Annotated in this window: 19 protein-coding genes; 14 read left to right on the forward strand and 5 right to left on the reverse strand. The window is 43.4% G+C overall.

Annotated elements, in window-relative coordinates:
• Nucleotides 1-14: 14 nt before the first annotated feature.
• From AAFX28_RS05775 to AAFX28_RS05795, 5 genes are all read left to right on the forward strand, one after another.
• Nucleotides 15-1,238, forward strand: a complete 1,224-nt coding sequence (locus AAFX28_RS05775; protein WP_408686479.1) for a DUF3570 domain-containing protein — start codon at nucleotides 15-17, stop codon at nucleotides 1,236-1,238.
• Nucleotides 1,228-2,112, forward strand: coding sequence for an FAD:protein FMN transferase (locus tag AAFX28_RS05780; protein ID WP_408686480.1), 885 nt, complete (start codon nucleotides 1,228-1,230; stop codon nucleotides 2,110-2,112). The genes AAFX28_RS05775 and AAFX28_RS05780 overlap by 11 nt, the downstream gene beginning before the upstream one ends.
• Nucleotides 2,109-3,872 (forward strand): protein-disulfide reductase DsbD, encoded by a 1,764-nt coding sequence (gene dsbD, locus AAFX28_RS05785; protein WP_408686482.1) that lies wholly within the window; start codon nucleotides 2,109-2,111, stop codon nucleotides 3,870-3,872. The genes AAFX28_RS05780 and dsbD overlap by 4 nt, the downstream gene beginning before the upstream one ends.
• A 123-nt stretch (nucleotides 3,873-3,995) precedes the next feature.
• Nucleotides 3,996-5,432: a coniferyl aldehyde dehydrogenase gene (locus tag AAFX28_RS05790; protein ID WP_408686484.1), complete on the forward strand. Its 1,437-nt coding sequence runs from the start codon at nucleotides 3,996-3,998 to the stop codon at nucleotides 5,430-5,432.
• A 300-nt stretch (nucleotides 5,433-5,732) separates the two neighbouring features.
• Nucleotides 5,733-6,035, forward strand: coding sequence for a hypothetical protein (locus AAFX28_RS05795; RefSeq protein ID WP_408686486.1), 303 nt, complete (start codon nucleotides 5,733-5,735; stop codon nucleotides 6,033-6,035).
• Nucleotides 6,036-6,037: 2 nt separating this feature from the next.
• Here AAFX28_RS05795 and AAFX28_RS05800 read toward each other — a convergent pair whose 3' ends face one another.
• Together AAFX28_RS05800 and AAFX28_RS05805 are read right to left on the reverse strand one after the other, a co-directional pair.
• On the reverse strand, nucleotides 6,038-7,189 hold the full coding sequence (locus AAFX28_RS05800) for a diguanylate cyclase (protein WP_408686488.1): 1,152 nt from the start codon (nucleotides 7,187-7,189) through the stop codon (nucleotides 6,038-6,040).
• 290 nt (nucleotides 7,190-7,479) lie between these two features.
• Entirely contained in the window at nucleotides 7,480-8,382 is a 903-nt protein-coding gene (locus AAFX28_RS05805) for a LysR substrate-binding domain-containing protein (RefSeq protein WP_408686490.1), read from the reverse strand.
• 119 nt (nucleotides 8,383-8,501) lie between these two features.
• On the opposite strand from AAFX28_RS05805, the gene AAFX28_RS05810 reads away from it, so the two are divergent.
• Complete coding sequence (locus tag AAFX28_RS05810; protein ID WP_408686823.1) at nucleotides 8,502-9,386, forward strand: DMT family transporter; 885 nt, start codon at nucleotides 8,502-8,504, stop codon at nucleotides 9,384-9,386.
• Between the two features lie 45 nt (nucleotides 9,387-9,431).
• Here AAFX28_RS05810 and AAFX28_RS05815 read toward each other — a convergent pair whose 3' ends face one another.
• Both AAFX28_RS05815 and AAFX28_RS05820 read right to left on the reverse strand, forming a co-directional pair.
• Entirely contained in the window at nucleotides 9,432-10,502 is a 1,071-nt protein-coding gene (locus AAFX28_RS05815) for a DUF3541 domain-containing protein (protein WP_408686491.1), read from the reverse strand.
• A gap of 85 nt (nucleotides 10,503-10,587) precedes the next feature.
• Nucleotides 10,588-12,771, reverse strand: a complete 2,184-nt coding sequence (locus tag AAFX28_RS05820; RefSeq protein ID WP_408686493.1) for an EAL domain-containing protein — start codon at nucleotides 12,769-12,771, stop codon at nucleotides 10,588-10,590.
• 247 nt (nucleotides 12,772-13,018) lie between these two features.
• Between AAFX28_RS05820 and AAFX28_RS05825 the strand changes: the two genes are divergently transcribed.
• From AAFX28_RS05825 to gntR, 8 genes are all read left to right on the forward strand, one after another.
• Nucleotides 13,019-14,395 carry a diguanylate cyclase domain-containing protein gene (locus AAFX28_RS05825; RefSeq protein WP_408686495.1) on the forward strand — a complete coding sequence of 459 codons (1,377 nt, stop codon included), beginning with the start codon at nucleotides 13,019-13,021 and terminating at the stop codon, nucleotides 14,393-14,395.
• A 71-nt stretch (nucleotides 14,396-14,466) separates the two neighbouring features.
• On the forward strand, nucleotides 14,467-14,901 hold the full coding sequence (locus AAFX28_RS05830) for a DUF962 domain-containing protein (RefSeq protein ID WP_408686496.1): 435 nt from the start codon (nucleotides 14,467-14,469) through the stop codon (nucleotides 14,899-14,901).
• 247 nt (nucleotides 14,902-15,148) lie between these two features.
• The gene (locus tag AAFX28_RS05835; protein ID WP_408686498.1) at nucleotides 15,149-16,165 is read left to right on the forward strand and encodes a TRAP transporter substrate-binding protein; all 1,017 of its coding nucleotides are present in this window, start codon (nucleotides 15,149-15,151) and stop codon (nucleotides 16,163-16,165) included.
• A 70-nt stretch (nucleotides 16,166-16,235) separates the two neighbouring features.
• Nucleotides 16,236-16,793 carry a TRAP transporter small permease subunit gene (locus tag AAFX28_RS05840; protein WP_408686500.1) on the forward strand — a complete coding sequence of 186 codons (558 nt, stop codon included), beginning with the start codon at nucleotides 16,236-16,238 and terminating at the stop codon, nucleotides 16,791-16,793.
• Nucleotides 16,786-18,108, forward strand: a complete 1,323-nt coding sequence (locus AAFX28_RS05845; protein WP_408686502.1) for a TRAP transporter large permease subunit — start codon at nucleotides 16,786-16,788, stop codon at nucleotides 18,106-18,108. The genes AAFX28_RS05840 and AAFX28_RS05845 overlap by 8 nt, the downstream gene beginning before the upstream one ends.
• 85 nt (nucleotides 18,109-18,193) lie before the next feature.
• Entirely contained in the window at nucleotides 18,194-18,700 is a 507-nt protein-coding gene (locus tag AAFX28_RS05850) for a gluconokinase (RefSeq protein WP_408686503.1), read from the forward strand.
• Entirely contained in the window at nucleotides 18,700-20,208 is a 1,509-nt protein-coding gene (gndA, locus tag AAFX28_RS05855; RefSeq protein ID WP_408686505.1) for an NADP-dependent phosphogluconate dehydrogenase, read from the forward strand. The genes AAFX28_RS05850 and gndA overlap by 1 nt, the downstream gene beginning before the upstream one ends.
• 115 nt (nucleotides 20,209-20,323) lie before the next feature.
• Nucleotides 20,324-21,325 (forward strand): gluconate operon transcriptional repressor GntR, encoded by a 1,002-nt coding sequence (gene gntR / locus AAFX28_RS05860; RefSeq protein ID WP_408686507.1) that lies wholly within the window; start codon nucleotides 20,324-20,326, stop codon nucleotides 21,323-21,325.
• A gap of 284 nt (nucleotides 21,326-21,609) precedes the next feature.
• On the opposite strand, the gene AAFX28_RS05865 is transcribed toward gntR, so the two are convergent.
• Nucleotides 21,610-23,151, reverse strand: coding sequence for a DUF3612 domain-containing protein (locus AAFX28_RS05865; protein ID WP_408686509.1), 1,542 nt, complete (start codon nucleotides 23,149-23,151; stop codon nucleotides 21,610-21,612).
• Between the last annotated feature and the right edge of the window lie 33 nt (nucleotides 23,152-23,184).

The following is a 23,184-nucleotide window of genomic DNA, read 5'->3' on the forward strand; positions in this document are numbered from 1 at the left end:
GATAAAAGAACAAAATGAAGAAATTACCTTTAACGCTGCTTGGTGCGGCGGCAGTGGCAAATAATGTAATGGCAGAGGACCATATCTCCGTCCATTACCTGAGTTACCAAGAATACGATGATAAAGTTGAAGCTGGTGATCGAGTTGTCTCATTTGAGAAAAGCATTGGCTTAGATTGGACCCTCAATGTTGAGGTCGGTTATGACACCGTTTCTGGCGCTTCACCTGCTTGGGGAGCAACCACACCAATTTATGGCGTTGATGATGCTATTAACCGAGCTGAAATGACGGAAAAGGCTCAGGCTAAAACCGATGAAGTGATTCGATCGGGTTATGATCCTCATGCGAGTGGTTATGAGATTCAAAAAGTGCCTTTAAAAGATAAGCGCGTCTCTTTTAGTGGCAGTGCAACCTACCGTGATGAAGCTCGTAATGAATGGACGTTTGGCCATAATTTTTCGGTAGAGGAGGACTACGAGAGTGTTGGCATTAATGGTAAAGCGCTTATCTATGCAGATTCGCAAAAGAACCGCTCTTATAGTTTAGGTGTCGCAACACTTTTTGATAATACTCTTGCATTTCAAAAGTACGAAAACTATACCAACACTCAAGAGTGGGAACGAATCTTCACTGGTAGTGTAGAAGCGGGCCTATCTCAGGTGTTTAGTCCGAACTTATATATGGTTTTTACTGGTTATGCGGGTTACCGTTCGGGTTACTTGAGCAACCACTACCTGACTGTTTTACGTGAGATCGATGTTGATGAAGACGGTCAGATAGGTACAGATGAAGTGTTCTTGGCTCAGGATTCTAGACCAGATACACGCTTATCCGGCGGTGTTAACCTGCAAGCATTTTGGTCAATTACTGATTCTCTAGTGGTTCGCCCTAGATACAAATGGTTCCAAGATGATTGGGGTGTCATGTCTCATCAAATTGGTGGAAAACTCTCTTGGGCTGTCACCAACTGGCTGACTTTAGCGCCAGGCTACTTTTGGTATACGCAAGACGCAGCAGACTTCTATCGTGACCCTTATGGGAACGATAAAACATTCGCATCGACTGGCTACGCAACGTCGGATTTACGCTTGGGTGACTATACCGCAAATGCCTATGAACTCGGTGCGAGCTTTAAAGTATATAAAGGCGTGAGTGTGAATCTCTTGGGTGCTTACTATGAGCAGTCTAATGGATTTGAGGCGAACTGGTGGGCTATTGGAGCGAGCTATGCGTTCTAGTGAACCGTTCGTCCATCGTTTTCACGCGATGACGGTTGTTTGTGAAGTGCAGATATTTGGTTCGTGTAAAGCGAACCAAATTGCCCAGCTGATTGAGCAAAACACTCGCCGTTTAGAACAGAAATACAACTTTTATTCAACCCAGTCATGGCTTCATAGCGCGCTTAATCAGCGCCAGTCACAAGATGTTAAGTTGAATGATGAGTCGCTTGTTGTATTCCAAGCGTTGCAGACATTAGTTCAGGCGACTCAGGGAGTATTTGATCCTACAGTGGGGACAGTAAAGTATCTAGCCTCACTTAACTCATCACTGGGTCGTGAAGAGGTCTACAAAAGAGCTTCACAAGCAATGGGCGTATGTTCATGGTCGATACGAGACAATTTTCTTCATATACCACATGCCGACACTCGTTTCGACTTAGGTGGAGTGATCAAAGAGTTCGCTATCGATCAGGCGGTTAATATTGCAGATAGCCTTGGAGCTGGAGGTGCTCTTATCAATTTTGGTGGTGATATAAGAGCACTGAAAACAAAAGGTGACTCGACTCCATTTAATGTAGCAGTGCTTAATCCAGCGAATCCTTCAGAGCCATTCTTTTCACTACCTTTAGAGGATGCAGCGCTAACGACCTCAGCACACTATGAGCGTAAAGCTCAATTTGCGGATCAGCAAACTTCCCACATATTAGCTGAAAAGGGTGTCCATTCTAAGGTTTTGTCTGTCACTGTTGTCGCGCCAACAGCTTTAGAAGCCGGAGCACTCAGCACCGCATTGACTATTGATCCTCTATTACCTGTTCCTAAGGGAGTAGGCGTTATTTTTATTGATGACCAGCTTTCTATTCATCAAGACACGGAATTTCTCGCTCAATGAAACAACTCTTTATTAGTCTATTTTTATTTCTCTCTTTGAACTCATGGGCTCAAGAGGAGAACTTTTTACCGGTTGAACAAGCTTTTCCCTATCAGTGGTCAGTAGGAGAAAATGGCTTACAGATTCACTTCGCGGTTCATCCGGGCTATTACCTATATGAATCGCGCTTTAAATTTAGTGCCGAAGACTCTGTCGAGCTAGTGAGTGCCCAATACTCCTGGCCGGGGAAAACCAAAGTAGATAAATACTTTGGTGAAGTCGTAGTGTTTGATAAGCCTGTCACTTTAACTATTCCTTATAGCGGTAGAGGGGAGGTGAAGATTCGTTACCAAGGTTGCGCGGATAAGGGCCTTTGTTACTTGCCTCAAACAATAAAGTTGTCGTTACCGGAAAGTATAAGTACCAACACAGTAACTGATACAACGATAGGTGAAGAACAAGGCAGCGTTTGGCAAGAGATAACCTCTTTATCGGAAGATACTGATGGTATATCAAAGTTCTTGGGTGATGCGTCTCGTGTACAAGCAGTAGCGGTATTCTTCTTGTTAGGGTTAGGGTTGTCGTTGACGCCTTGTGTACTCCCTATGGTGCCAATCTTATCCAGTATTATCGGAGGAGATGCGCAAATGACAGGGCGTAAAGGGCTTATCTTATCCAGCTCTTATGTTCTTGGCATGGCGACGAGTTATGCAATGACGGGCATTTTAGTGACAACTGTTGCTAAAGGGGTTAACTTACAAGCAGCGATGCAACAGCCTTGGTTGCTGAGCATATTTGCACTTGTTTTTGTCGTTCTTGCTTTGGCAATGTTTGGCTTCTACGAACTGCAATTACCCGCATCACTTCAGCAAAAGTTAAATTCACAATCTGACAAACTCGGTGGAGGGCGCATAGCAAGTGTATTTGGTATGGGAGCGGTATCGGCTTTAGTCGTCTCACCATGTGTCAGCGCTCCTTTAGCGGGTGCATTGCTTTATGTCTCTACAACACAAGACTGGGTATTTGGTGGTGTCACCCTGTTTATCATGGCGTTGGGAATGGGGTTGCCTCTAATCCTGATTGGTGTAAGCGGTGGTAAATTGTTGCTAAAAAGTGGCCCTTGGATGATATCTGTCAAACAGTTGTTTGGTGTACTGTTGCTCGCGGTGTCGATTGTTCTGCTTAGCCGATTCATCCCAACTTGGTTAACGATGTTGCTGTGGTCGGTCCTTGCGATTGGTGCGGGGATTCATTTCGGTGCATTAGAGTCAGCGCAAGCGGGTTGGGCAAGAATGCGTAAATTCGCTGCGTTCATGTCTTTGTTTTATGGGCTAATTCTTTTTGTCGGTTACTTGATGGGAAATGATGATCCTTTGAATCCTTTAGAGCAGAAAAATGGGCCTATTGCTCAGGCGTCTCAGGGCAAGACATTTACCAAAGTCAAAACGATCGACTCATTGGATACGGTATTGACTAAAGCTAAACAGATTGGGCAACCTGTGCTTATCGATTTATATGCTGATTGGTGCGTGTCATGTAAAGTGATTGAGAAGGAAATTTTCCATGATCCTTCGGTTATACAGAAGCTTGCAAAATGGAAAACCATCAAGCTTGATGTAACAGAGAGCACGCCGGATCAAATGGCTTGGCTCGCTCAAAGGAATGTCTTTGGCCCTCCAGCGATATTTTTCTACTCACCGAATGGAGAAGAGTTAAAAAACAGTCGCATTGCAGGAGCAGTGAGCTTAGAAAAGTTCCAAGAGCGATTCCCACAACTTTAATAATATTCAAGCAGCTTATAGGGCTGCTTGATATTTAATACTCAGGAACTGGAGCGCTTTAGAAGATTTTGTCGACGATAGTGGCTAATATTAATCAGGAAGAACTCATAGTTGGCTATTAATATGGAAAAAGTCGTAGACATTAACAAATGGCACAAGGAACACATTAAGAGTGAACAAGATTTACGTGACTTGTTTAGTGAACTAAAAGCTCAATATTCCAAAGATCCTGCCCCATCATACGAGCAACGGTTAGAGAAGTTGAATACTTTGAAACTTGCTTTGCTCGACAGTCAATCTCAGCTCGTTACTGCTTTGAACACTGACTACGGCCATCGTAGTGAGTTTGACAGTCTTATCTGTGATTTGTTGCCAGCAATAAACCACATTAACTACACAGTAAAGCACTTAAAAAAGTGGGTGAAGCCAAGCAAGCGTCATTCTGGTCTATTACTCTTCCCTTCTAAAGTTCGAGTCGAATATCAACCACTAGGTGTGATCGGGGTGATTGCTCCGTGGAATTTCCCCATTGTCCTGAGCATTGCTCCTATTGTTACAGCATTAGCGGCTGGTAATCGAGTGATGGTTAAACTGAGTGAACATACCCCTGCCACCAACGCGGTGTTAAGCCAAATTTGCTCAGTGCTGGAGAATGATATCTACATCGTTGAAGGGGAAGCTGACATAGCTCGGTGTTTCTCGTCTCTGCCCTTTGACCATTTAATTTTTACTGGATCGACTAAAGTAGGGAAATTAGTTGCGAAAGCTGCTGCTGAGAACCTTACACCAGTAACGCTTGAGTTAGGTGGCAAGTCGCCCGTGATTATTGCCGATGATGCGGATATAGACCGAGCAGTGGATGCCATTATGCTCGGTAAGTCGGTCAATGCTGGGCAGATATGTGTCGCGCCTGACTACGTTATGGTGCCGCAGGGGAAGGAATTAAGGTTTATTGAGCGTTACCTGGAGCGCTTTTATGAGCTTTATATCGAAGATGGTCAATTAAAAAACTCGACTAACATAGTAAATGATGCTCAGTACCAGCGCTTACAGTCTTACCTTCAAGATGCTAAAGAGAGAGGAGGAACGCTACATAGCATAGACTATGTGGAAGTGGATGAGCGCCAAATGTTACCTCAGTTAGTCACCGGTATTACTGAGCAGATGTTGGTCATGAAAGAAGAGATCTTTGGTCCAATCTTACCTGTCATTGGGTATCGCCATCTAAATGAGGTGCTGACTTTTATTAACGCAAGGCCAAGACCACTCGCATTGTATTTGATGTCAGACGACAAGCTATTACAGCAACAAGTGATTGAGCATACTCATAGTGGTGGAGTGGCTATTAATGACACGCTACTTCATGTCGCTGCAGATGACGCGCCATTTGGTGGTATCGGTGAGTCAGGCATAGGCCATTACCACGGTGAAGAAGGGTTTAGAACGTTCTCTAAAGCTAAAACGGTACTGTCGTCATACTCTTGGATGCCTCGTAGCTACCTGTTGTTGGCCTATCGTCGATGGGTGATTAACGTTATCGGTAGATTGTTCTTACGCTAAGCATGCAGAATCTGCGTTGATAGCCAGCGACGGAGGTTGCTGGCTTTCTTTTATGTGCATTATGAGAATAGATTTGAGAATACATGCTAATAAATATTGACCTTAGGTGAATATAATCTCCATAAATCAAGATGATAGGCCTCTAACGATTGCTTCGGCATGAGAGTTGCTAACTTATATTGTAATAGTGATGCAGCCAAGACTTTCGAAAATGTCGAGTAATGAAGTCGTTATTATCAGATTTATTAATGTAAGTGTTGGCTATACTTAGATTATGACTATCACCGAGAGGAGATGCTTATGGCAGTTGTTCCAAAACATACCGACTCTAGCACTCGTTACGATCCTAGTCAGGAATTAACCGCAGATCAGCTTCACCGATTTGGAGAGGTGGCGCAAAAAGCTCAACAGCGGCGTGATGAGAGATTGGAGCGAGGAGTCATTCCTCAAACTGATCGTGCGGCAAGAAGAGCTGCGTTAAAAGATGCAGCTTTCAAACCCGTAGTTACCCCTAAACGTAACAAGCCGAACACGGTTCGTTACGCTGTGTGGATGCTTGTGATTATGGTGTTCTCTCTTTGGGTTATGTATATGACCCGCTAGATCTATTTTATCGAGGTGACACTTGCTAGTTTTTTATCAGCATCACTGAGAGATTGAGGAAAGCTGTTGTCGCTGTAGAAATGATATTGGTTCTTGCCACTGTGTTTCGCAGCGTACATCGCTTTATCAGCGCAACGTGTCAGTTCTGATAACGTACGTGCATCCTGAGGGTATAACGCCACACCTACACTTACAGTGAGCCTGTTGATGCGCTCGGAAGATTGGTAACTCTCTGAAAAAAGATTACTAACCCGTTTGAGTATCCCCTTTAGGTCATCTATTTCTTTCACATCATAAAGCAGTAAAACGAACTCATCACCAGCAAAACGTGCAATTGAATAGTCGTGCTTGTCGGTTTTTCGGTCCTTGTTACGGACGTTATTACGTAAGCGTTTGGCGAAATGCTGTAGAACTCTATCGCCGACATCATGTCCGTAAGTATCGTTAATCATTTTAAAATCATCGATATCAATAAAGACCATGGCGGTAATATTCGCACTGTTGGTCTTCTCGATGAGCTTTCCCGCTGCCCAGCTCTCAAAACTCCATCGATTTGCTAACCCTGTCAGTTGGTCTAAATAGGCAAGATCTTCAATACCTTCTTTATAGAGAGAGTGTATGTAGTTCATTACTTTTGAATAGTAGTAGGCAGAGATATTGCAGAGTAAACAGAGTGAAAATAGACTCAGTAAAAACCGACTTTTAGAGTTGTTTTCTGAAAAATGGACCGCTTGAGGAAACTGAATTGCGATTAGGGTTAGAACGCAGAAACCAACGCTCATAAGGGCTCCGACTTTAAAGTCGTTGGCGAAAATGAGTACTGCGATAATGGGGTAGAGCCAGAGCAGTCGATCACTGACCTCCTGTCCATAAAGTAAAAGCACAACACCATGAAAAAGTAATATGCTGCTTAACACCAGGTCGCAATGATTGATGCGGCGGTGTTTAGAAAGGTAAAGCGTATTAAGCAATAGCACGCAAGCAGAGAAGAAATTAATCGCACAAAGAAAATAGTCACCGTTTAAAAAGCGTAAAACTCCATATGTTGCCAAAATAGCGATTGAAATTAATGAACAAAGTAAAACAATATTCGTTTTGCGTGTCGCACGAATATCTGCCATTTCTTCAATTTGTCGCCCTGCAAGTTGTGGCATATTTTGATTGTTTCCCTACACATAGCCCCTCAAGCTAAGTCTAGGAGAAATATAATTGTCTGAACGAAGGACGAATTATTGGAATGAGCGCTACTTTAGTTATCTATATGAGCCTTGATTCTTAATGATTGATGAGATTTATAAATGAACGGTATTTTGACTCTTTGATAATTGCTTTGTACAGAGGTCTCTAGTTGCTTTAGTGTTGGAGTTTTGACGTTTACCAGACGTCTTACGTTATACAGCTTAGTGATTAAAAACTCAGTATTTATAGCTAATTGTTCTAATGTTTATTCAGGTTCTGCTTTGAATTCGTTTCGTATCCAGCTTCTTAGCAAGAGTACATTTTCATTTTTTAGCTTGTTGGGTTCGCAGGCAAAGTAGAAGTTTTGATAAGGATTCAGGACAGGCTCTCCCACTTCAACTAAATAGCCTTGCTTCACTTCCTCTCTGACAAAAATGCGGTGGGTGACAAATACTCCTAGCTGGCGTGTCGCTGCTTGTACGGCTTGAATTGATGCACCGAATTTTAAATTGTTCACCGGATCAGGTATGTCATGCTGATACTGATTACACCAGATTTCCCAGTCATGTTTACGCCGATCATTGGTCACAATGATTGCTGGATGACTCTCAAGTAGAGCGATAGGATCTTGCTGCCCTTGTGCTATCTCTGGACTAGCCACCATAATGAGCTCGTCATCGGCTAGCTTTTCACAATAATAGTCTTGCCAGTCATCGGTGTGTCCATGAATGACCGCGATATCGACGCCTTCGTTTTCCATCACAAACTGACCGATCAGTGTGGAGATTCGGATATCAAGGTTTGGCGCATACTGATTGAGTTTATGTACTCTAGGTATCCACCAATGCATAGCGAGTGAATTGACCATGTTTAGCGTCAGTCGGTGGGATTGCTTTTCCTCAACGAATTGTTGTGTGGCTCGGGTGATTTGTTCTAGAGGTGGTGCTACTTTTTTATAGTAGCTTCGACCGAGAGCATTGAGCGTTATATTTCGTCCTACTCGGTTGAAAAGGGATTGTCCTAGATAAGATTCTAGTGACTTAATCGATTGACTGATAGCAGAGTGACTGACATGAAGTTGATTAGCAGCTTCAGTCATGCTCCCTGTCTCAGCGACTGCGATGAAAGCGTACAATGATTTTAATGGTGCAGAAGCGAATTTTTTCATCTGTAAGTTTTTCTTACTAATATTGTCAATTTAACTCAGTTTTAATTTCTCTAAGCTCCGCCTACACTCATCGGCATAAGGGGGGATGTATGCCGAATCAGTTGTACCCATTGTTGTTCATGTTAGCGTCAACGTTTAGTCTGTCATTAACGGGACTGCTTTCCAAATTTTTGAGTCAATATATTGATCTTGCTCTATTAGGTTTCCTTAGGTTTATAGTGCCTGCCATCCTGATATTGCTTGTTTTTAGACTGCCAGTGAAATTACCAGAACGTCGCCAGCTCAACACAATTTTGATTAGATCCATTTGTATTGCGAGCTGTCAGATTTGTTTTATTTATGCTTTGATACACCTTTCGTTAGTCGAGAGTATTGTGCTTTTTGGCACGGGGCCACTGTTTATTCCGGTGTTAGAAAGGCTTATATATTCTACGCGCCTTCAGTGGACGTCGGTAGCTGGACTTATTGCCACTTTCTTAGGAGTATTACTTCTGGCTGGTGACCTCTCTGATATGTCATTTAGACCTGAGTTGGTTGTGGGGTTAGCAGCCGGCTTGTTTAATGCTGGCTCTCAGTTGACCCTGTACCGAGTTAGCAAATCGAATTTGTCTGCGCTTGAGATAAATTACTGGACGTTTTTACTGGCTGGAATTGTGCTACTGCCGTTTGTAGGGTTCAGTTACGAGTCATTTGAGACGCTGGTGGATTTAACCGTAGTACGTTGGGAATGGCTAATAGTGGTGTTGTTATTGACTTCGATGTTGATCATCAACACTCAGGTTTTCCGTTCTAAGGCGTATCGTTTAGCTGAAACAGGCTCTCAGCTTGCTCCGCTTGTGTTTACCAATCTTCTATTTACCGCTCTATGGCAAACTATATTCTATAATGTCAGTTACAGTGTCACTCAGTGTTTAGGATTGATGCTAATCGTGGTTGCCAATGCGTTTGTTGTATTGTTCCCAATCTATCGTGCTCGCCAGGGTAGAGCGCTCGCCGCGAGATGATAATGTTAAGCTCCTTAAGTGTTTAAGGAGCTTTGTTTCTATTGGTTACTGGGCGACTAGGCCGTAGGGTAGGCTGCTAAACACCTTTGGGGTCGATGTTATAGTTGGGGCTTCGTTTACGCTCTTCCAATCGAGTAACATAATCGCGAGTACGTTTCGGTGTTCACCGTAAGTAATATCAAAGTCGCCTGTCACGGAAGGGATCATCCCTTTGTTTGTATCGATCGATTGTTGAATAGCAGAGCGGGTTTTTGCAACCACTGAATCATTCTCTAAGCCAGCGAGAAGGAAACTGATCCCTACTTCAGCAATCACGTCTTCTTTTGCCCTCAGCAAGATCGTATCAATGTTTTCGCGGAAGTAGTCATAAATCCATTGATACTTCTTCTCGTCTACCTGATGCTGATAGTACTCAGATTCTGCAAAGATAATGTGTGTTAAACCATAAAGTTTATTGCCGTATTGTTGCTTAGAGAGCTTCTTGTCTTGGTTGTCAGGATAAGTTTCTCTGAACGTATCAATGAAAGGTGTAACGACATCTTGTTCTCCGAGCTGTCGTAGCCAAAAGACTTGGTTTGCAAGCTGTGCAGCCCAGGCTTTGATCATTTCAGGGTCGGTGGCGTACTTTTCAAAATCGTAACGACGAATAACTTGGCGTAGCTTTTGATCCTCTCTGTGTTTCAAACCATATTCATTGGCTCTTGCCATTGAACCAAGTAAGTCGACGCCAAGGTAGATATATTCAGGCATGTGCTTAGTGACGGTATAGCGTCTCACACTGCGTTCATCAGTGTCATCGTTATAGGCTGAAAGGCGCTTTTCTGAGTAAAGGAGGATTTGTTCTGGTGTATAGACTTCTTGGGCAAATTTATTGAGTTTACTCGCGACTCTCGCCATATCACTCCAAACCGCAGCAGAGTACTTTGGATTGAGGGTCTGTCGATACATACGTAAGCCATAGTGGCCTTCTTTGAAAGCGGGAAGTGTATAGAGCTGAGTCTCGTATGTGGTGCGAATAATGTCAGCAGAAGCAGCAAAACTTTCTGTCTGTGTTGCTGCTAATGATGTCTGGCTAATCGCTAGCCCTAAGCATAGTGCGAGAAACTTTCCGCGCATGATGTCACCCTTTTCGGCAGTTATACCAATCTACCTATAACACTATCAGAATTTTAGAGTACTATTGTGAGCAATGGGTTAGTTATTAAGCGAGGCCGATAACTTTAGGTTTTGGGTAGAGGGAAGATAGCTCCTCTGCTAGTGGTCTTGGCTTGGCGATACCATAACCTTGCCCGTAATGGATATTGAGTGAAGTTAAGATCTCTGCATGGCATTCAGACTCAACAAACTCCGCAACGGTTTTTAAACCCATACTTTGTGCTATATGACTGATATTGCTAACAATTGCCTTGTCGGTTTCGTCTTTGTCTATTTGTTCGACAAAAGAACCATCGATTTTTAACACGTCAACTGGGATGCGGCGTAAGTAATCAAATGACGCATAGCCGGTACCAAAGTCATCAAGTGCGATCTTACATCCTTGGGATTGTAATGCTGAGATATTGATCGAGGCTTGGAGCTCATCGTCGAGAGGCTTACTTTCGGTAATTTCGAAACAAATTTTATTGAGCGGAATCTGATAAAGAGTTGCTGTATCAACGATTTGTTTGTCTAAGTCTACATGAGTTAGCGCCTGAGCTGTCAGGTTAATGCAGCAGATTTCGATCTGATTCCAATCATTAACATAGTGGTGAAGCGTTTTGAATGTGTGGTGTATTACCCACTTATCAAGTTCAACTTCTAGCCCAAACTCATGGATTAGAGGAAAAAATTCAGCAGGAGCGAGTACGTTACCCGTGCTGCTCGGTAATCGGAGCAAGACTTCGAATGAGAGCGCGCTATTTGATTCTTGTAAGCTTCGGTATGGCTGGCAATAGAGTTCGAACGCATCATTGTCGAATGCCGACTGAATTTGGCTCAATTTAGAGATATCGTTTGACTGCTCACTGGATAACTCAACTTCCACAACAGATAAAAAGGTTTGACGTTTACCGGAGTATGAACACAACTCAGATACCGTCAGACCTATATCTTGCTCTAAAGGAATATCTCCGTGAATGATCTTCGGATTAAGGATCTTGATAGAACGCTCTTGCCACTCAAAAGAAAAATTAGCGACCAGATCATGCAATACATGAAGTTGGTTTGGGTTGGCCGTTGAGCGGTTTGAAAGATAGATCAAACTGGTCGTAAAAGGGGCAATGTAAGCGCGCTGGCAAAGTGTATTGTACTGTGACAGGTGCCTAGAGAGTTGCTGAACAAGCTCTCCTTTTCCGGCTAACCCCAGTGTTTTTAGACGTTGCGTAATTTCCGATAGGTCAATCAGAATCAAAATAGGCTGATGAGTCAACTGAACGTCATCTTGAAGCTGGGCTAACGAAAACAGTTTGGTATAAGGGTCGCGTCGCTCGCTAAGAATGACTTTTTTCAATGTAAGGTGATTTTTGATCGCTTGAGCAATCATCAAGAAGATAACACTCGTGATGGTAAACAGCATTGCGATAAGGCTGTAAAACGTTTCTATCGTAATTGCTTGCGAATCAAAGGCGTTTACAGAACTGTAGGTGCTGATAAGACTAAGAAACAGAGTTAGGAATGCTGGTTGTAAGTACCCAAAGCTACCCAGCCCTACGCCAATAACAGGGACTAAGATGATACAGAGCGCATTAAGCGTTAGCAAATCATCGGCAATGAATGCTGCAAGTAGGATGATGGAGCTTATGGCAATCCATGGTTTATAGAAGCTGTGGTTCTCACCGCGCTCGCGCATTTCATTATCTAACTTGATAAGAGAGGTTCGTTGCTCTGTATCAAAGTAGCTGAGCAGGACAAGGAACATTGGGGTGAGTAATACCTGAGTAAGCGAACTACTTAAAATAGCGTAACCATAGTAATGAAGGTCATCCATAAAGGGATAATTAAACGCTTGAGTCACTAGGATGATTGATACCGTCATTACGATTGGATAAACCACGACCATGATGCACAAATAGCATATGGCTTTCATGGTGAAGTTGTTACTAGCGAACTCAGCATTGAGATAGACCAGCAAGCGTGTGAAGACGTAGATGACCGTTGGCAACAATAGAGAAAACGCAACAGCGACAGAAGGCTCTCGTTGGGAAATGTAGAGGTAGTGAAATAACAAGCCAAAAATAACCGCCGGTAGCGCTTTGACTCGCTCGGTAATGAACACAGCAGCGATAAACCCAGCGGTAAAAGAGAGAATATGAACGCGTTGAGTATGAAGCTCAAACAAGCTTGAAACTTGGAAGCTAATAAGTATGCCAATCACTATTGCGATATGCTGAAAGATCACCTGAAGCATTGTTCGAGGTAACAAGGGGAAAGTGAATGTGGGCATCGGCTAGGCTGGGTAATTGTATGCTGTACTATAAATAAGGTAACAATATTGAGTTGGCTTATCAATAAATTTATCCATTGCCGATGAAAAGTTGATCAAATTATTGTACGTTTTATATAACTGATAAAAATAATAACACCGTCATTTGCGCGTATTTGGCCGAACTCAATGTTCGGGTTGTGTAGAGTTGCGTACCAGCTGTGGGGGATGGATGACCTATCACCGAGGCAAACATTACTATGTAAGTGCTTTGTTTTTGACCGTCTTTATCTTTTCAATAGGGCTAATCGAGTCCCTAGACCGAAGTCAGAAGTCTTTTCTTCGCGATAGCCTGTTGGCAAGGGCGAAAGAAGAGCTTTCTATTGTACGTTCTGAACTCGAAGCGGCGATCGTGTCGGACATTTATGTTTCAAATAGCCTTTCAGCTTTAGTTGCAGCAAACCCAGAGTTTGAGTTTTCTGGATGGGATTTGATCGCCTCAAGCATTTTACGTAAAAGTCGGCATGTGCAAGTGATAGGTCTTGCGCCGGATGACGTGATCGAGTTTATCTACCCATTAGAAGGGAACGAAAAGGCGATTGGATTAGATTATCGAACCATTCCAAGTCAGTGGCGTACCGTAAAAAAAGCTCAGAAAATCCAAGAAATTTTCATATCGGGCCCCGTCAATCTTGTTCAAGGAGGGCGAGGGCTTATTGCGCGTGTACCGATATTCTCTGATCCACCATACAATACTGCCTATTGGGGAGTATGTAGTGTCATCATTTCGCTTGATTCACTGTTTTCAGATGCCGGTATTGCTGCTTTTGAGCATAAATATCGAATAGCGATGAGAGGGATTGATAGCTCGGGGATTGATGGGGAAGTGTTTTATGGCCTTCAAAAGACCTTTGACAACGCTTTTGTAGTGGAAGCTGTGCATTTTCCATATGGGAGTTGGGCAATTGCTGCGGCAGTCGAAGGGGATCTGTTAGCTAATAGTCCATGGTATCGGGTTCATGCGGTCAGGATGCTTGGCTATCCTATGTTGGCTGTTTTAATTATCGCGTTTGTCGCAACCTATCGCTTGTATACGCAGGCGAATAGACGTTCTCTTCATGATGAACTTACCCATTTGCCCAATCGACGTTATTTTATGTACACGTTAAGTGAACACTTTGATGCTGCGTTAAGAAGTGACCATAAAGACCGGTTCGCCATTCTCAATATCGACCTAGATAAGTTCAAGCACATTAATGATACCTACGGTCATGGAGCAGGAGATAAAGTGTTAATTGCCACCGCTGAGCGGCTCAAAAGCGTTTTAAGATCCTCTGATCTGGTTGCTCGAATGGGTGGTGATGAGTTTTTAATACTGCTGCCGAGAATTGACCGCGTTGAAGATGTCGATGTGATTAATATTGAACTGCAAAAAGCGGTGTGCCATACCCCAGTTATTTTTGAGCAAAACCTAATTACCATCAGCGTGAGTGTGGGCTTCGCGTTGTACAAGCCAGAGCTAAAAGATGTTGATGATATGCTGCGCCTTGCCGATATCCGTATGTATGAAGAAAAGCGGCGCCAAAACTTAAAAGACAACACAAATTAACTCTTTCAAAAGGCAAGTTATTGCAACCCATGCTATAGAAATAGTAAAGATGGTAGTAAGAGTGAGTGCATATGAAGAATTTGACTCAGTGGTTGTGTGAATATGGTGAAAGCCATCAAAATCCGATCAATCAGAAAATTCATAAAGTGGCAGTTCCGGGCATTTTCCTATCTGTGGTTGGGTTGATTTGGTCTATTCCTTCTGTTGAATTATTCGGTCTTTCACTTAACTGGGTATGGGTCGCCGCTCTTCCCGTCATGGTATTCTATTTTCGTCTCTCACTGAGTGTTTTCCTAATGATGTTAGGTTTCACGCTCGCTTGTATATCGTTGATATGGTCGATAGAGCTAATGCAGGTACCTGTCCTACTGTTTTCACTCGTCCTTTTCTCAGTGCTGTGGCTATTTCAGTTTATTGGCCACAAAATTGAAGGTAAGAAGCCGTCATTTTTCGAAGATCTACAATTTTTACTTATCGGACCTATTTGGGTGTTTCGTCAGCGATAGATTTGATATGCACTTGTTTTATCGTTTGCGTCTCGCCATGTGTTCTTCATCACACTTTCTTTAACGTTTGTTAATTCTTAAGTAGTAGCAAATAACAAATGTGATAGCCGTCATAGTAAATTATGCGTTGTTACCGGTAACATTGCGCCTAACGTTACCGGTAACATAAAAACTACAGCCGGTGGATCACCAAGCAGTCATTTTCGGCTAGATTGGACAACTGAAACGAATAAAGGAAAACCCTATTATGAAAGCAATGACTAAAACTCTACTTGCTGCTTCAATTACTGGTCTATTTTCGATGTCAGCACTAGCTGCTGATTTCACGCTTAAAATTCAATCGTCAGATCCTTCAGGTGATTTGAACTTTAAAGTTCAGCAAAACTGGGCAGAGCGCGTAGAAACTATGTCTAACGGTCGTATTGATATCGACCTTCTACCAGTTGGTGCTGTGGTTAAGCACACAGAAACACTGGGCGCTATCAAGATGGGTATCCTCGATGGTCAAGTAACAGCGACAGGTTACTTTTCAGGTAAAGATCCAGCATTTGGCCTAATCGGTAACATGGTTGGTGCATGGTCAGATACCACTCAGCTACTTCAATACATGAACTATGGTGGTGGTAACGAGCTAATGACTGAGCTTTACGCGCCGTACGGTGTGAAGTTCGTTGGTGCTTCGACAACAGGTGTTGAGTCGTTCATTTCTAAGAAGCCAATTGACGGTGTGGAAGATCTTAAAGGTCTAAAACTTCGTGCTCCAGAAGGTCTAGTGCAACAGGTATTTGCAGCAGCAGGTGCGACGCCAGTTAACCTACCTGGTTCTGAAGTATTTACCGGTCTAAGCAAAGGCGTAATCGATGCCGCTGACTACACTGTATTCTCTACGAACCAAAAGGCGGGCATGAACGATATCGCCACGCACCCAGTTCAACCTGGTTTCCACTCTCTACCTCTGATTGATATTTCTATCTCTCAGAAAAAGTGGGACAAGATGCCAGCTGACCTACAAACAATCTTAACTACATCTGTTCGTGACTTCTCTTACGACATGACTACTCAGCTGAAAATGGCTGACCAAGCTGCGGTTAAAGAAGCGCAAGCTAACCCAGAGATTACAATTCACGACTGGTCTCAAGAAGAACGCAAGAAGTTCCGTGAAATTGCAAAAGGTCAGTGGAAGGTATTTGCAGAACGTTCACCAAATGCACAGAAAGTTTATGACTCTGTAACAACGTTCCTAGAGACTAACGGTCTTCTTTAAGCTACACGTATTTGTTTAGCTTCTCTCAGGAGGGCGAAAGCCCTCCTATTTTTTTCAGGATTGCCCAATTATGACTGATAACACTTCACATACTCCGCCAGAGCAGGAAGAGCAACCTCGTAACATTCTTGATAGAGCCATTATTAAAATTAGTAATCTATTGAGTTGGTTGTTTATCGTTACTGTACTTATCTCATTCTACGAAGTTGTCATGCGTTACGCTTTTGATGCGCCAACAACGTGGGTACATGAAACAGCCTCTTTTGTTGGTGGTTCTCTATTTATTGTTGGTGGCATTTATGCTTTTGCGGCTAACAAGCACGTTCGAGTTGTTCTTATTTATGACTCAGTTTCAGCTCAAACTCGAAAATACCTAAACCTAGTTCACCATGTTGTCGGCCTTGCATTTGCAGGTATGTTGGCATACGCGTCTTATTCAATGGTTCAAGAGTCTTGGTTTACACCTTGGGGTGATTTACGTCTTGAAACCTCGGGCTCGGTTCTTAACGCACCGTACCCAGCACTGTTAAAAGGCATTATTTTTGTTTGCCTTTGTGTTCTTGTTGTCCAGTTTGTATTGCACCTAATCCAAGAGATTGTAGGTCTAGGGAAGAAAGACGATGTTTGATTTATCTTCTATTGGCATTGCATGGGGCAGTATCCTCATGCTGGTTATGATGATTGGCTTGCTACTAACCGGTATGCAGCTGGCGTTCGTAACGGGCTTCGTAGCCATCTTTTTCACGCTCTTCTGGTTTGGCCCAGATGCACTTCCTTTGATTGCAAGTCGTACTTACAGCTTTGCGTCAGGTTATGTTTTCCTTGCGGTTCCGATGTTCGTCTTAATGGCTGCATTGCTTGACCGTTCTGGTATCGCAAAAGATCTTTTTGATGCGATGAAATCAGTCGGTCGTAGAGTCCGTGGTGGTGTTGCCGTTCAGACGCTTTTAGTTGCGGTACTTTTGGCATCTATGTCCGGTGTTATCGGTGGCGAAACAGTTCTACTGGGTATTCTTGCACTACCACAGATGCTACGTCTTGGTTATGACCGTAAGCTTGCTATCGGTACGACCTGTGCTGGTGGTGCATTAGGTACTATGCTTCCACCTTCGATCGTTTTGATCATCTACGGTATGACAGCAAGTGTTTCAATTGGTGACCTGTTCAAAGCATCATTCCTACCTGCATTTATTCTTGCTGGTTGTTACATTGGTTACGTTCTAATTCGTTGTAAGTTAAACCCATCCCTTGCACCGTTACCGAGCGATGAAGAGATGGCAGAAGACATGGCGAACCAGCCGAGCTACTTCAAGGCGCTATTTTTCCCATTGCTATCAGTAGCAACTGTTCTAGGTAGTATCTACACAGGTGTTGCATCTGTAACCGAAGCATCTGCTCTTGGTGTCGTTGGTATTATGATTTCAGCGGCGATTCGCGGTGAACTGAACTTCAGCATGCTGAAAGAGAGTGCTATTGCGACGATGCGTACCTGCGGCATGATCATGTGGATTGGTATTGGCGCAAGCGCGTTGGTTGGTATCTACAACCTCATGGGCGGTATCGACTTTGTAGAAGAAGTGATTTTAGGTTTAAGTGGTGGTAGTGCATTAGCCACTCTGCTGATCATGATGGTGATTCTGCTTGTTCTAGGTATGTTCCTAGACTGGGTTGGCGTTGCACTACTAACAATGCCTATCTTCGTACCAATTATTACCAGTCTTGGCTACGACCCAGTATGGTTTGGTGTTGTCTTCTGTCTAAACATGCAGGTGTCATTCCTATCACCTCCGTTTGGCCCGGCTGCCTTCTATCTGAAATCAGTCGCACCAAAAGACATTACGCTAGGTGAAATCTTCACATCTTTATTGCCGTTTATCGGACTGCAGGTTCTGGTTCTTGGCCTTGTGATTGCGTTCCCTGAACTAGCGATGTGGTGGAAATAATCCACCACTCTAAATAACTCGAAATACCCAAAGAATATAGTTACAGCCTCCGGTGTAAGTTGGAGGCTAAGGATAGTATTGTCCAATGAAAGCGAAAAAAATCTTAGTAATGGGCGTTTCAGGCTGCGGAAAAAGCTTGATTGGTAGCGAGATCGCTAACGCTCTTAATCTTCCTTTCCATGATGGGGATGATTACCACCCACAAACAAATGTGGACAAAATGGCTGAGGGTATTCCTCTTACTGATGAAGATCGCATTGGTTGGCTGGAAACTCTAAACAAGGTTTATACCAACAATGATGAAGCTGTAATCGCTTGTTCAGCGTTGAAACCTATGTATCGAGATATTTTACGTCAGAACAACGAAGAGCTTGTCATTGTCTACCTTCAAGGTGACTTCGATACGATTTGGAATCGCCATAAGGCACGTCAAAATCACTACTTCAATGGCTCAGCAATGCTAGAAAGCCAATTTGAAGCGCTTGTTGAACCAGAGCAAAGTGAAGCTCTATTCATCAATATCTCACAAGATGCACAAGCAGTAATTGAAGATACATTGCGCTCAATCCGCCAGTTTGAGGAACAGAAGTAATGACTAGCTCTAACCGTACTCAATCAAATATTGCAATGATCGGTCTTGGTGTGATGGGAAAAAGCCTTGCACTGAACCTTCTTGACCAAGGCTTCAACGTGACCGGTTTTGATATCAGTGACGCGCATCGTGAACGTGCAGAAGCAGAAGCGAAAGAACTTGCTCAGCAAGCGGGTAAAGGTAGCTTTATTACAGCGATAGACTTGAACCAAGTATTAGATTCATTGGTGAAACCTCGTGTCATTGCACTGTCTGTCCCTGCGGGTAACATCGTTGAAGCAGTCATTGATGATTTGCTTACGGCTGGTCTTGAGCAGGATGATATTGTTATTGATACAGGCAATAGCCTTTGGACCGATACTGAAGCCCGTGAGTTGAAGTATCGCGGAAAACTACGCTTTTTCTCGACTGCGGTGTCTGGCGGTGAAGTTGGTGCTCGTATCGGCCCTGCTCTGATGGCGAGCGGTGATAAAGATGCATGGAATTATGTCCAACCGATGTGGGAAGCGATTGCTGCAAAGGTTGACGATAAAGGGCTACCTGTAGGTCAGTTCGAACAAGGCGAGCCATGTGCTGCTTACCTTGGTCCTGCTGGTGCGGGCCATTATGTGAAGATGGTACATAATGGTATTGAATACGCAGATATGCAGCTCATCTGTGAAGTTTACCACTTTATGTCTGATGTATTGGCTATGTCTGCAAACGAGATTGGTGAAGTATTTGAGCAGTGGAACCAAGGAGTTTTAAATAGCTACCTGATGGAAATCAGTGCGGATATTCTCAAAACTCTCGATCCTGTGACTGAAAAGCCGTTTGTTGAAGTGGTATTGGACAAAGCAGGCCAGAAAGGGACTGGGTTATGGACTGCAGTAAACAGCTTACAAGAAGGCGCGCCAGCTCCGACGATTGCTCAAGCGGTATTTGCACGAGCTCAAAGCAGCCAAAAGAGCAACAGAATCAAAGGCGCGAGCGTACTTAAAACGCACACTAAGCCGAGTTCTGGCCTCAACAAGCAGGAAACCATCGCTGAGCTGCATGATGCACTTTACTGTTCTAAGCTCTCTGTTTATGCGCAAGGTTTCGACTTAATGAAAGCGACCTCCGCAAAAGAGGGATGGGCATTAGACTTTGCTCATATCGCTAAAATTTGGCGAGCAGGGTGCATTATCCGAGCGATCTTCTTACAAGATATTACTTCAGCTTACCAATCGGACTCAGAGCTTGAAAACCTATTGTTTGCAGAACGCTTTGTGAATGAAGTCCATAGCCGTTCATTTGGCTGGCGTGCCGCTGTGGCTAACTCTTCATTAACAGGTGTACCTATGCCGGCAATAAGCTCTGCACTGAGTTACTTTGATTCACTGCGTTGTGAAATTCTCCCTGCTAATTTGTTACAGGCGCAGAGGGACTATTTCGGTGCTCACAGCTATGCTCGTATTGACGAAGACGAATCCAAGAAATACCACATCACGTGGAGTGCTGAACAAAGAACCCAAATCAGTGTATAGAAAAAGAGCGTTCACAGTGATGTGAGCGCTTTTTTGTTACCTACGACAATAAAAAACATTGAATTCATAGGTATTATGTTACCAGTAACATTAGTAATAAGTTAAAGACTCTGTCATGGCAAATAAGAAAAAAAGACCGACATTACAAGACATCGCTGACCGAGTAGGTGTGACAAAAATGACCGTTAGCCGCTGCTTACGTGATCCATCCCAAGTATCTGATTCAATCAAGGATAAGATCAATCAAGCAGTGGAAGATCTTGGTTACATCCCCAATCGTGCTCCTGATATTCTTTCCAACGCAAAATCCAACGCGATAGGCGTACTTGTTCCATCGTTGACCAACCAAGTTTTTGCCGAAGTGATTAGAGGTATAGAGTCCGTGACAGCACCAGCGGGTTATCAAACCATGATTGCACACTATGGTTATAGCGAAGAGCTGGAAGAAAAAAGCATTGCGTCTCTACTTTCGTATAACGTTGACGCCATTATTTTGTCCGAAAATGTACATACCGAAAAAGCGCGTAAAATGTTGCAAACAGCTTCGATACCAGTTGTAGAGATCATGGACAGTTACTCCGATAAGATTGAGCAAGCGATTGGATTTGATAATGCTAAAGCTTCTAAGGCAATGACAGAGGCGATTATTGCTAAAGGTCGAAACAATATTGCTTATTTCGCCGCTCGTATGGATGAACGCACTCGTTTGAAGATGGATGGTTACTATCAAGCTATGGAGGATGCAGGCAATGCGCCGGTCAGCTTACAAACCGAAGAGGCATCCTCATTTACATTAGGAGCAAAACTTCTTGCTCAGTTGGTGGAACAGTACCCTGACGTAGATGGGATTGTATGTACCAACGATGACTTAGCTATTGGTGCAGTTTACGAGTGTCAACGTCGAGGAATTCAAGTTCCTGAGCAAATGGCGATTGCAGGCTTTCATGGGCATGATATCAGCCAGACTATGATTCCGAAATTGGCTACTGTCGTGACGCCACGTGAAGAGATTGGTCGTGTGGCTGCTGAGCAGTTGATCCAGCGTCTGAAAGGAGTTCATGATTGGCCAGCAACGATTGATTTAGGTTACGAAATTGAGCTTGGAGAGAGTATTTAATTCGCGTTTTGCAAATGTTGAGATTTGTAAAATAGAGCAATTTGCAATTTGAAAATTCATTATGCGCATTGTTTTTGTGAAATCGTATAAAAATCCAACAAAAACAGCCGCTTTAAAATAGTTTTAAAGTTGGCACGCATTCTGCTTTGTATACATCGACCCTTATTAAGCCGAGGGTCACCTAGCCAACTGACGTTGTTAGTGAACCTACTTTGTTCACACTTATATATAGCCAATCACGTATATTGTGATTGGCTTTTTTTCTTTCTAACGTCATGGCAATACTAGCTTAAGATTATTTGATTCGTGTTGTCTTCACACCCGTTATAACAGCTTGGCTTTCTCGGGCAAACAGCGCCACGGGAACAGATAACCCTCGCATCCGTTTGGATTCCACGTTCAATCCAATTAATATTTAGGATTTTAGCAATGGTTGTAAACTCTTTCTGAATATGGCGAGGAATTGCTGCGCTACCACCATTGCCAACGCAGAGTGATTTAAGCTCTTCTGCAAGTTCGAGTGAGTTACCCCCTTGAGCATCAATTGCCGGGTTCAGATCAATGCCTGCGCACAGAACTCGGTTGTTGCCAGCAGGATCGGTCATATTGACGGATTCACAACAATAGATTCTTGGTTCATCTCCAACATTAAGAATGGAAATTTGTGCTGAACTCCCTTGCTGAGGTTCTGAAAGTCGACGAAATACCGCCCAGTGCTGACAAGGGTCATTTACTTTACGCATATTCCCCCATGGTAAAGGGATACCGTTACCTCGGTACACGGCCTTAAGTTTGTTTTGCCCATAAGCATCAAAGTAGTGCCAATGTGGGTACGGAGACACTACAGTCATTCGGCGCATAGCAACAGATGGAGAAACTCCAGCTTTTTGGTGCACATCAATCTCATAGCCGCTTCTATCAAGAAGTTGTCTAAATGGAACTTTCGGACACAAAAGCGCACCAGCAAAGAAGCTAGACTCAAAATCTCGCCATGCTTGAAGAATGTCTTGAGAGTTCAATTCTGACGTTGGTGAGGTTTGACTGTGTTCTTCCCAGCTATTTGCGTGTCCAACTGAAAGTACGCTTTTTAATCCCTCTTTACTGTGCAACACGCAGTGGCCGATATAAACCGCGAGGTCATACTTAAGGCGAGTAGGATATTGTTTAAGGATTTCATTCAAGTAGATGCTACCAGGGGGCTCAAAGAATGAAGTCACAACTTGTTTTGCACTCACTCCTAGCTCATCGACAACATCTTTAGGTGGGCGAGAAATCCATCTAATCGTCAATCCAAGGCTGCGGGCAATATCCATAAGATCTTCAGCCGATAGGTTGAGTCTTTTTAATCCGACTTCTTCGGCTGCTCGCTCTAGATCAGGAAAGTGATTTTGGTTGCTTTCTTGGTGTGCACGAATGAGCAGGTGGGCAAATTGACGACCTGTGATGCCCGTTTGTGAGAGCATCTCAGGAATCGCAATTTGGAGAATGTCATTGGAAAAAAGAAAACTTGGCTCTAATGCCATACCACTAATTCCACCACGATTTCCTTTATCCGGTGTGATGTCCGCTTGCTCGGGTTCATCATCTAGAAACCATGCCGGATCTTTTTGGAAAACTTCGGCGATGACTTCCAACATATCGATGCTTGGAACACGTTTCCCGCGTTCAATCATGGAGAGGTAGGAAACTGAAGGTGCGTACTCTGGGTTGACACGAATACAGCGCGCCGAGAGATCTTCCATCGTTAAGTGGTTGCGTTTTCTCAAGTTTCTTATCTTTGTACCCAAAAAATGGGACTGTCTAATTAAGCTTTTTGACACTGGCATTTTGTAAAATTCACATTGTAAAATTTTTGTTGT

It is taken from the genome of Vibrio sp. TBV020, from assembly GCF_046056895.1.
Lineage (GTDB): Bacteria > Pseudomonadota > Gammaproteobacteria > Enterobacterales > Vibrionaceae > Vibrio.

Excerpts from the sequence above, each read along its gene's own strand:
- AAFX28_RS05775 (WP_408686479.1), top strand. The coding sequence starts at position 15 with ATGAAGAAATTACCTTTAACGCTGCTTGGTGCGGCGGCAGTGGCAAAT.
- AAFX28_RS05780 (WP_408686480.1), top strand. The coding sequence starts at position 1,228 with ATGCGTTCTAGTGAACCGTTCGTCCATCGTTTTCACGCGATGACGGTT.
- dsbD (WP_408686482.1), top strand. The coding sequence starts at position 2,109 with ATGAAACAACTCTTTATTAGTCTATTTTTATTTCTCTCTTTGAACTCA.
- AAFX28_RS05790 (WP_408686484.1), top strand. The coding sequence starts at position 3,996 with ATGGAAAAAGTCGTAGACATTAACAAATGGCACAAGGAACACATTAAG.
- AAFX28_RS05795 (WP_408686486.1), top strand. The coding sequence starts at position 5,733 with ATGGCAGTTGTTCCAAAACATACCGACTCTAGCACTCGTTACGATCCT.
- AAFX28_RS05800 (WP_408686488.1), bottom strand. The coding sequence starts at position 7,189 with ATGCCACAACTTGCAGGGCGACAAATTGAAGAAATGGCAGATATTCGT.
- AAFX28_RS05805 (WP_408686490.1), bottom strand. The coding sequence starts at position 8,382 with ATGAAAAAATTCGCTTCTGCACCATTAAAATCATTGTACGCTTTCATC.
- AAFX28_RS05810 (WP_408686823.1), top strand. The coding sequence starts at position 8,502 with ATGTTAGCGTCAACGTTTAGTCTGTCATTAACGGGACTGCTTTCCAAA.
- AAFX28_RS05815 (WP_408686491.1), bottom strand. The coding sequence starts at position 10,502 with ATGCGCGGAAAGTTTCTCGCACTATGCTTAGGGCTAGCGATTAGCCAG.
- AAFX28_RS05820 (WP_408686493.1), bottom strand. The coding sequence starts at position 12,771 with ATGCTTCAGGTGATCTTTCAGCATATCGCAATAGTGATTGGCATACTT.
- AAFX28_RS05825 (WP_408686495.1), top strand. The coding sequence starts at position 13,019 with ATGACCTATCACCGAGGCAAACATTACTATGTAAGTGCTTTGTTTTTG.
- AAFX28_RS05830 (WP_408686496.1), top strand. The coding sequence starts at position 14,467 with ATGAAGAATTTGACTCAGTGGTTGTGTGAATATGGTGAAAGCCATCAA.
- AAFX28_RS05835 (WP_408686498.1), top strand. The coding sequence starts at position 15,149 with ATGAAAGCAATGACTAAAACTCTACTTGCTGCTTCAATTACTGGTCTA.
- AAFX28_RS05840 (WP_408686500.1), top strand. The coding sequence starts at position 16,236 with ATGACTGATAACACTTCACATACTCCGCCAGAGCAGGAAGAGCAACCT.
- AAFX28_RS05845 (WP_408686502.1), top strand. The coding sequence starts at position 16,786 with ATGTTTGATTTATCTTCTATTGGCATTGCATGGGGCAGTATCCTCATG.
- AAFX28_RS05850 (WP_408686503.1), top strand. The coding sequence starts at position 18,194 with ATGAAAGCGAAAAAAATCTTAGTAATGGGCGTTTCAGGCTGCGGAAAA.
- gndA (WP_408686505.1), top strand. The coding sequence starts at position 18,700 with ATGACTAGCTCTAACCGTACTCAATCAAATATTGCAATGATCGGTCTT.
- gntR (WP_408686507.1), top strand. The coding sequence starts at position 20,324 with ATGGCAAATAAGAAAAAAAGACCGACATTACAAGACATCGCTGACCGA.
- AAFX28_RS05865 (WP_408686509.1), bottom strand. The coding sequence starts at position 23,151 with ATGCCAGTGTCAAAAAGCTTAATTAGACAGTCCCATTTTTTGGGTACA.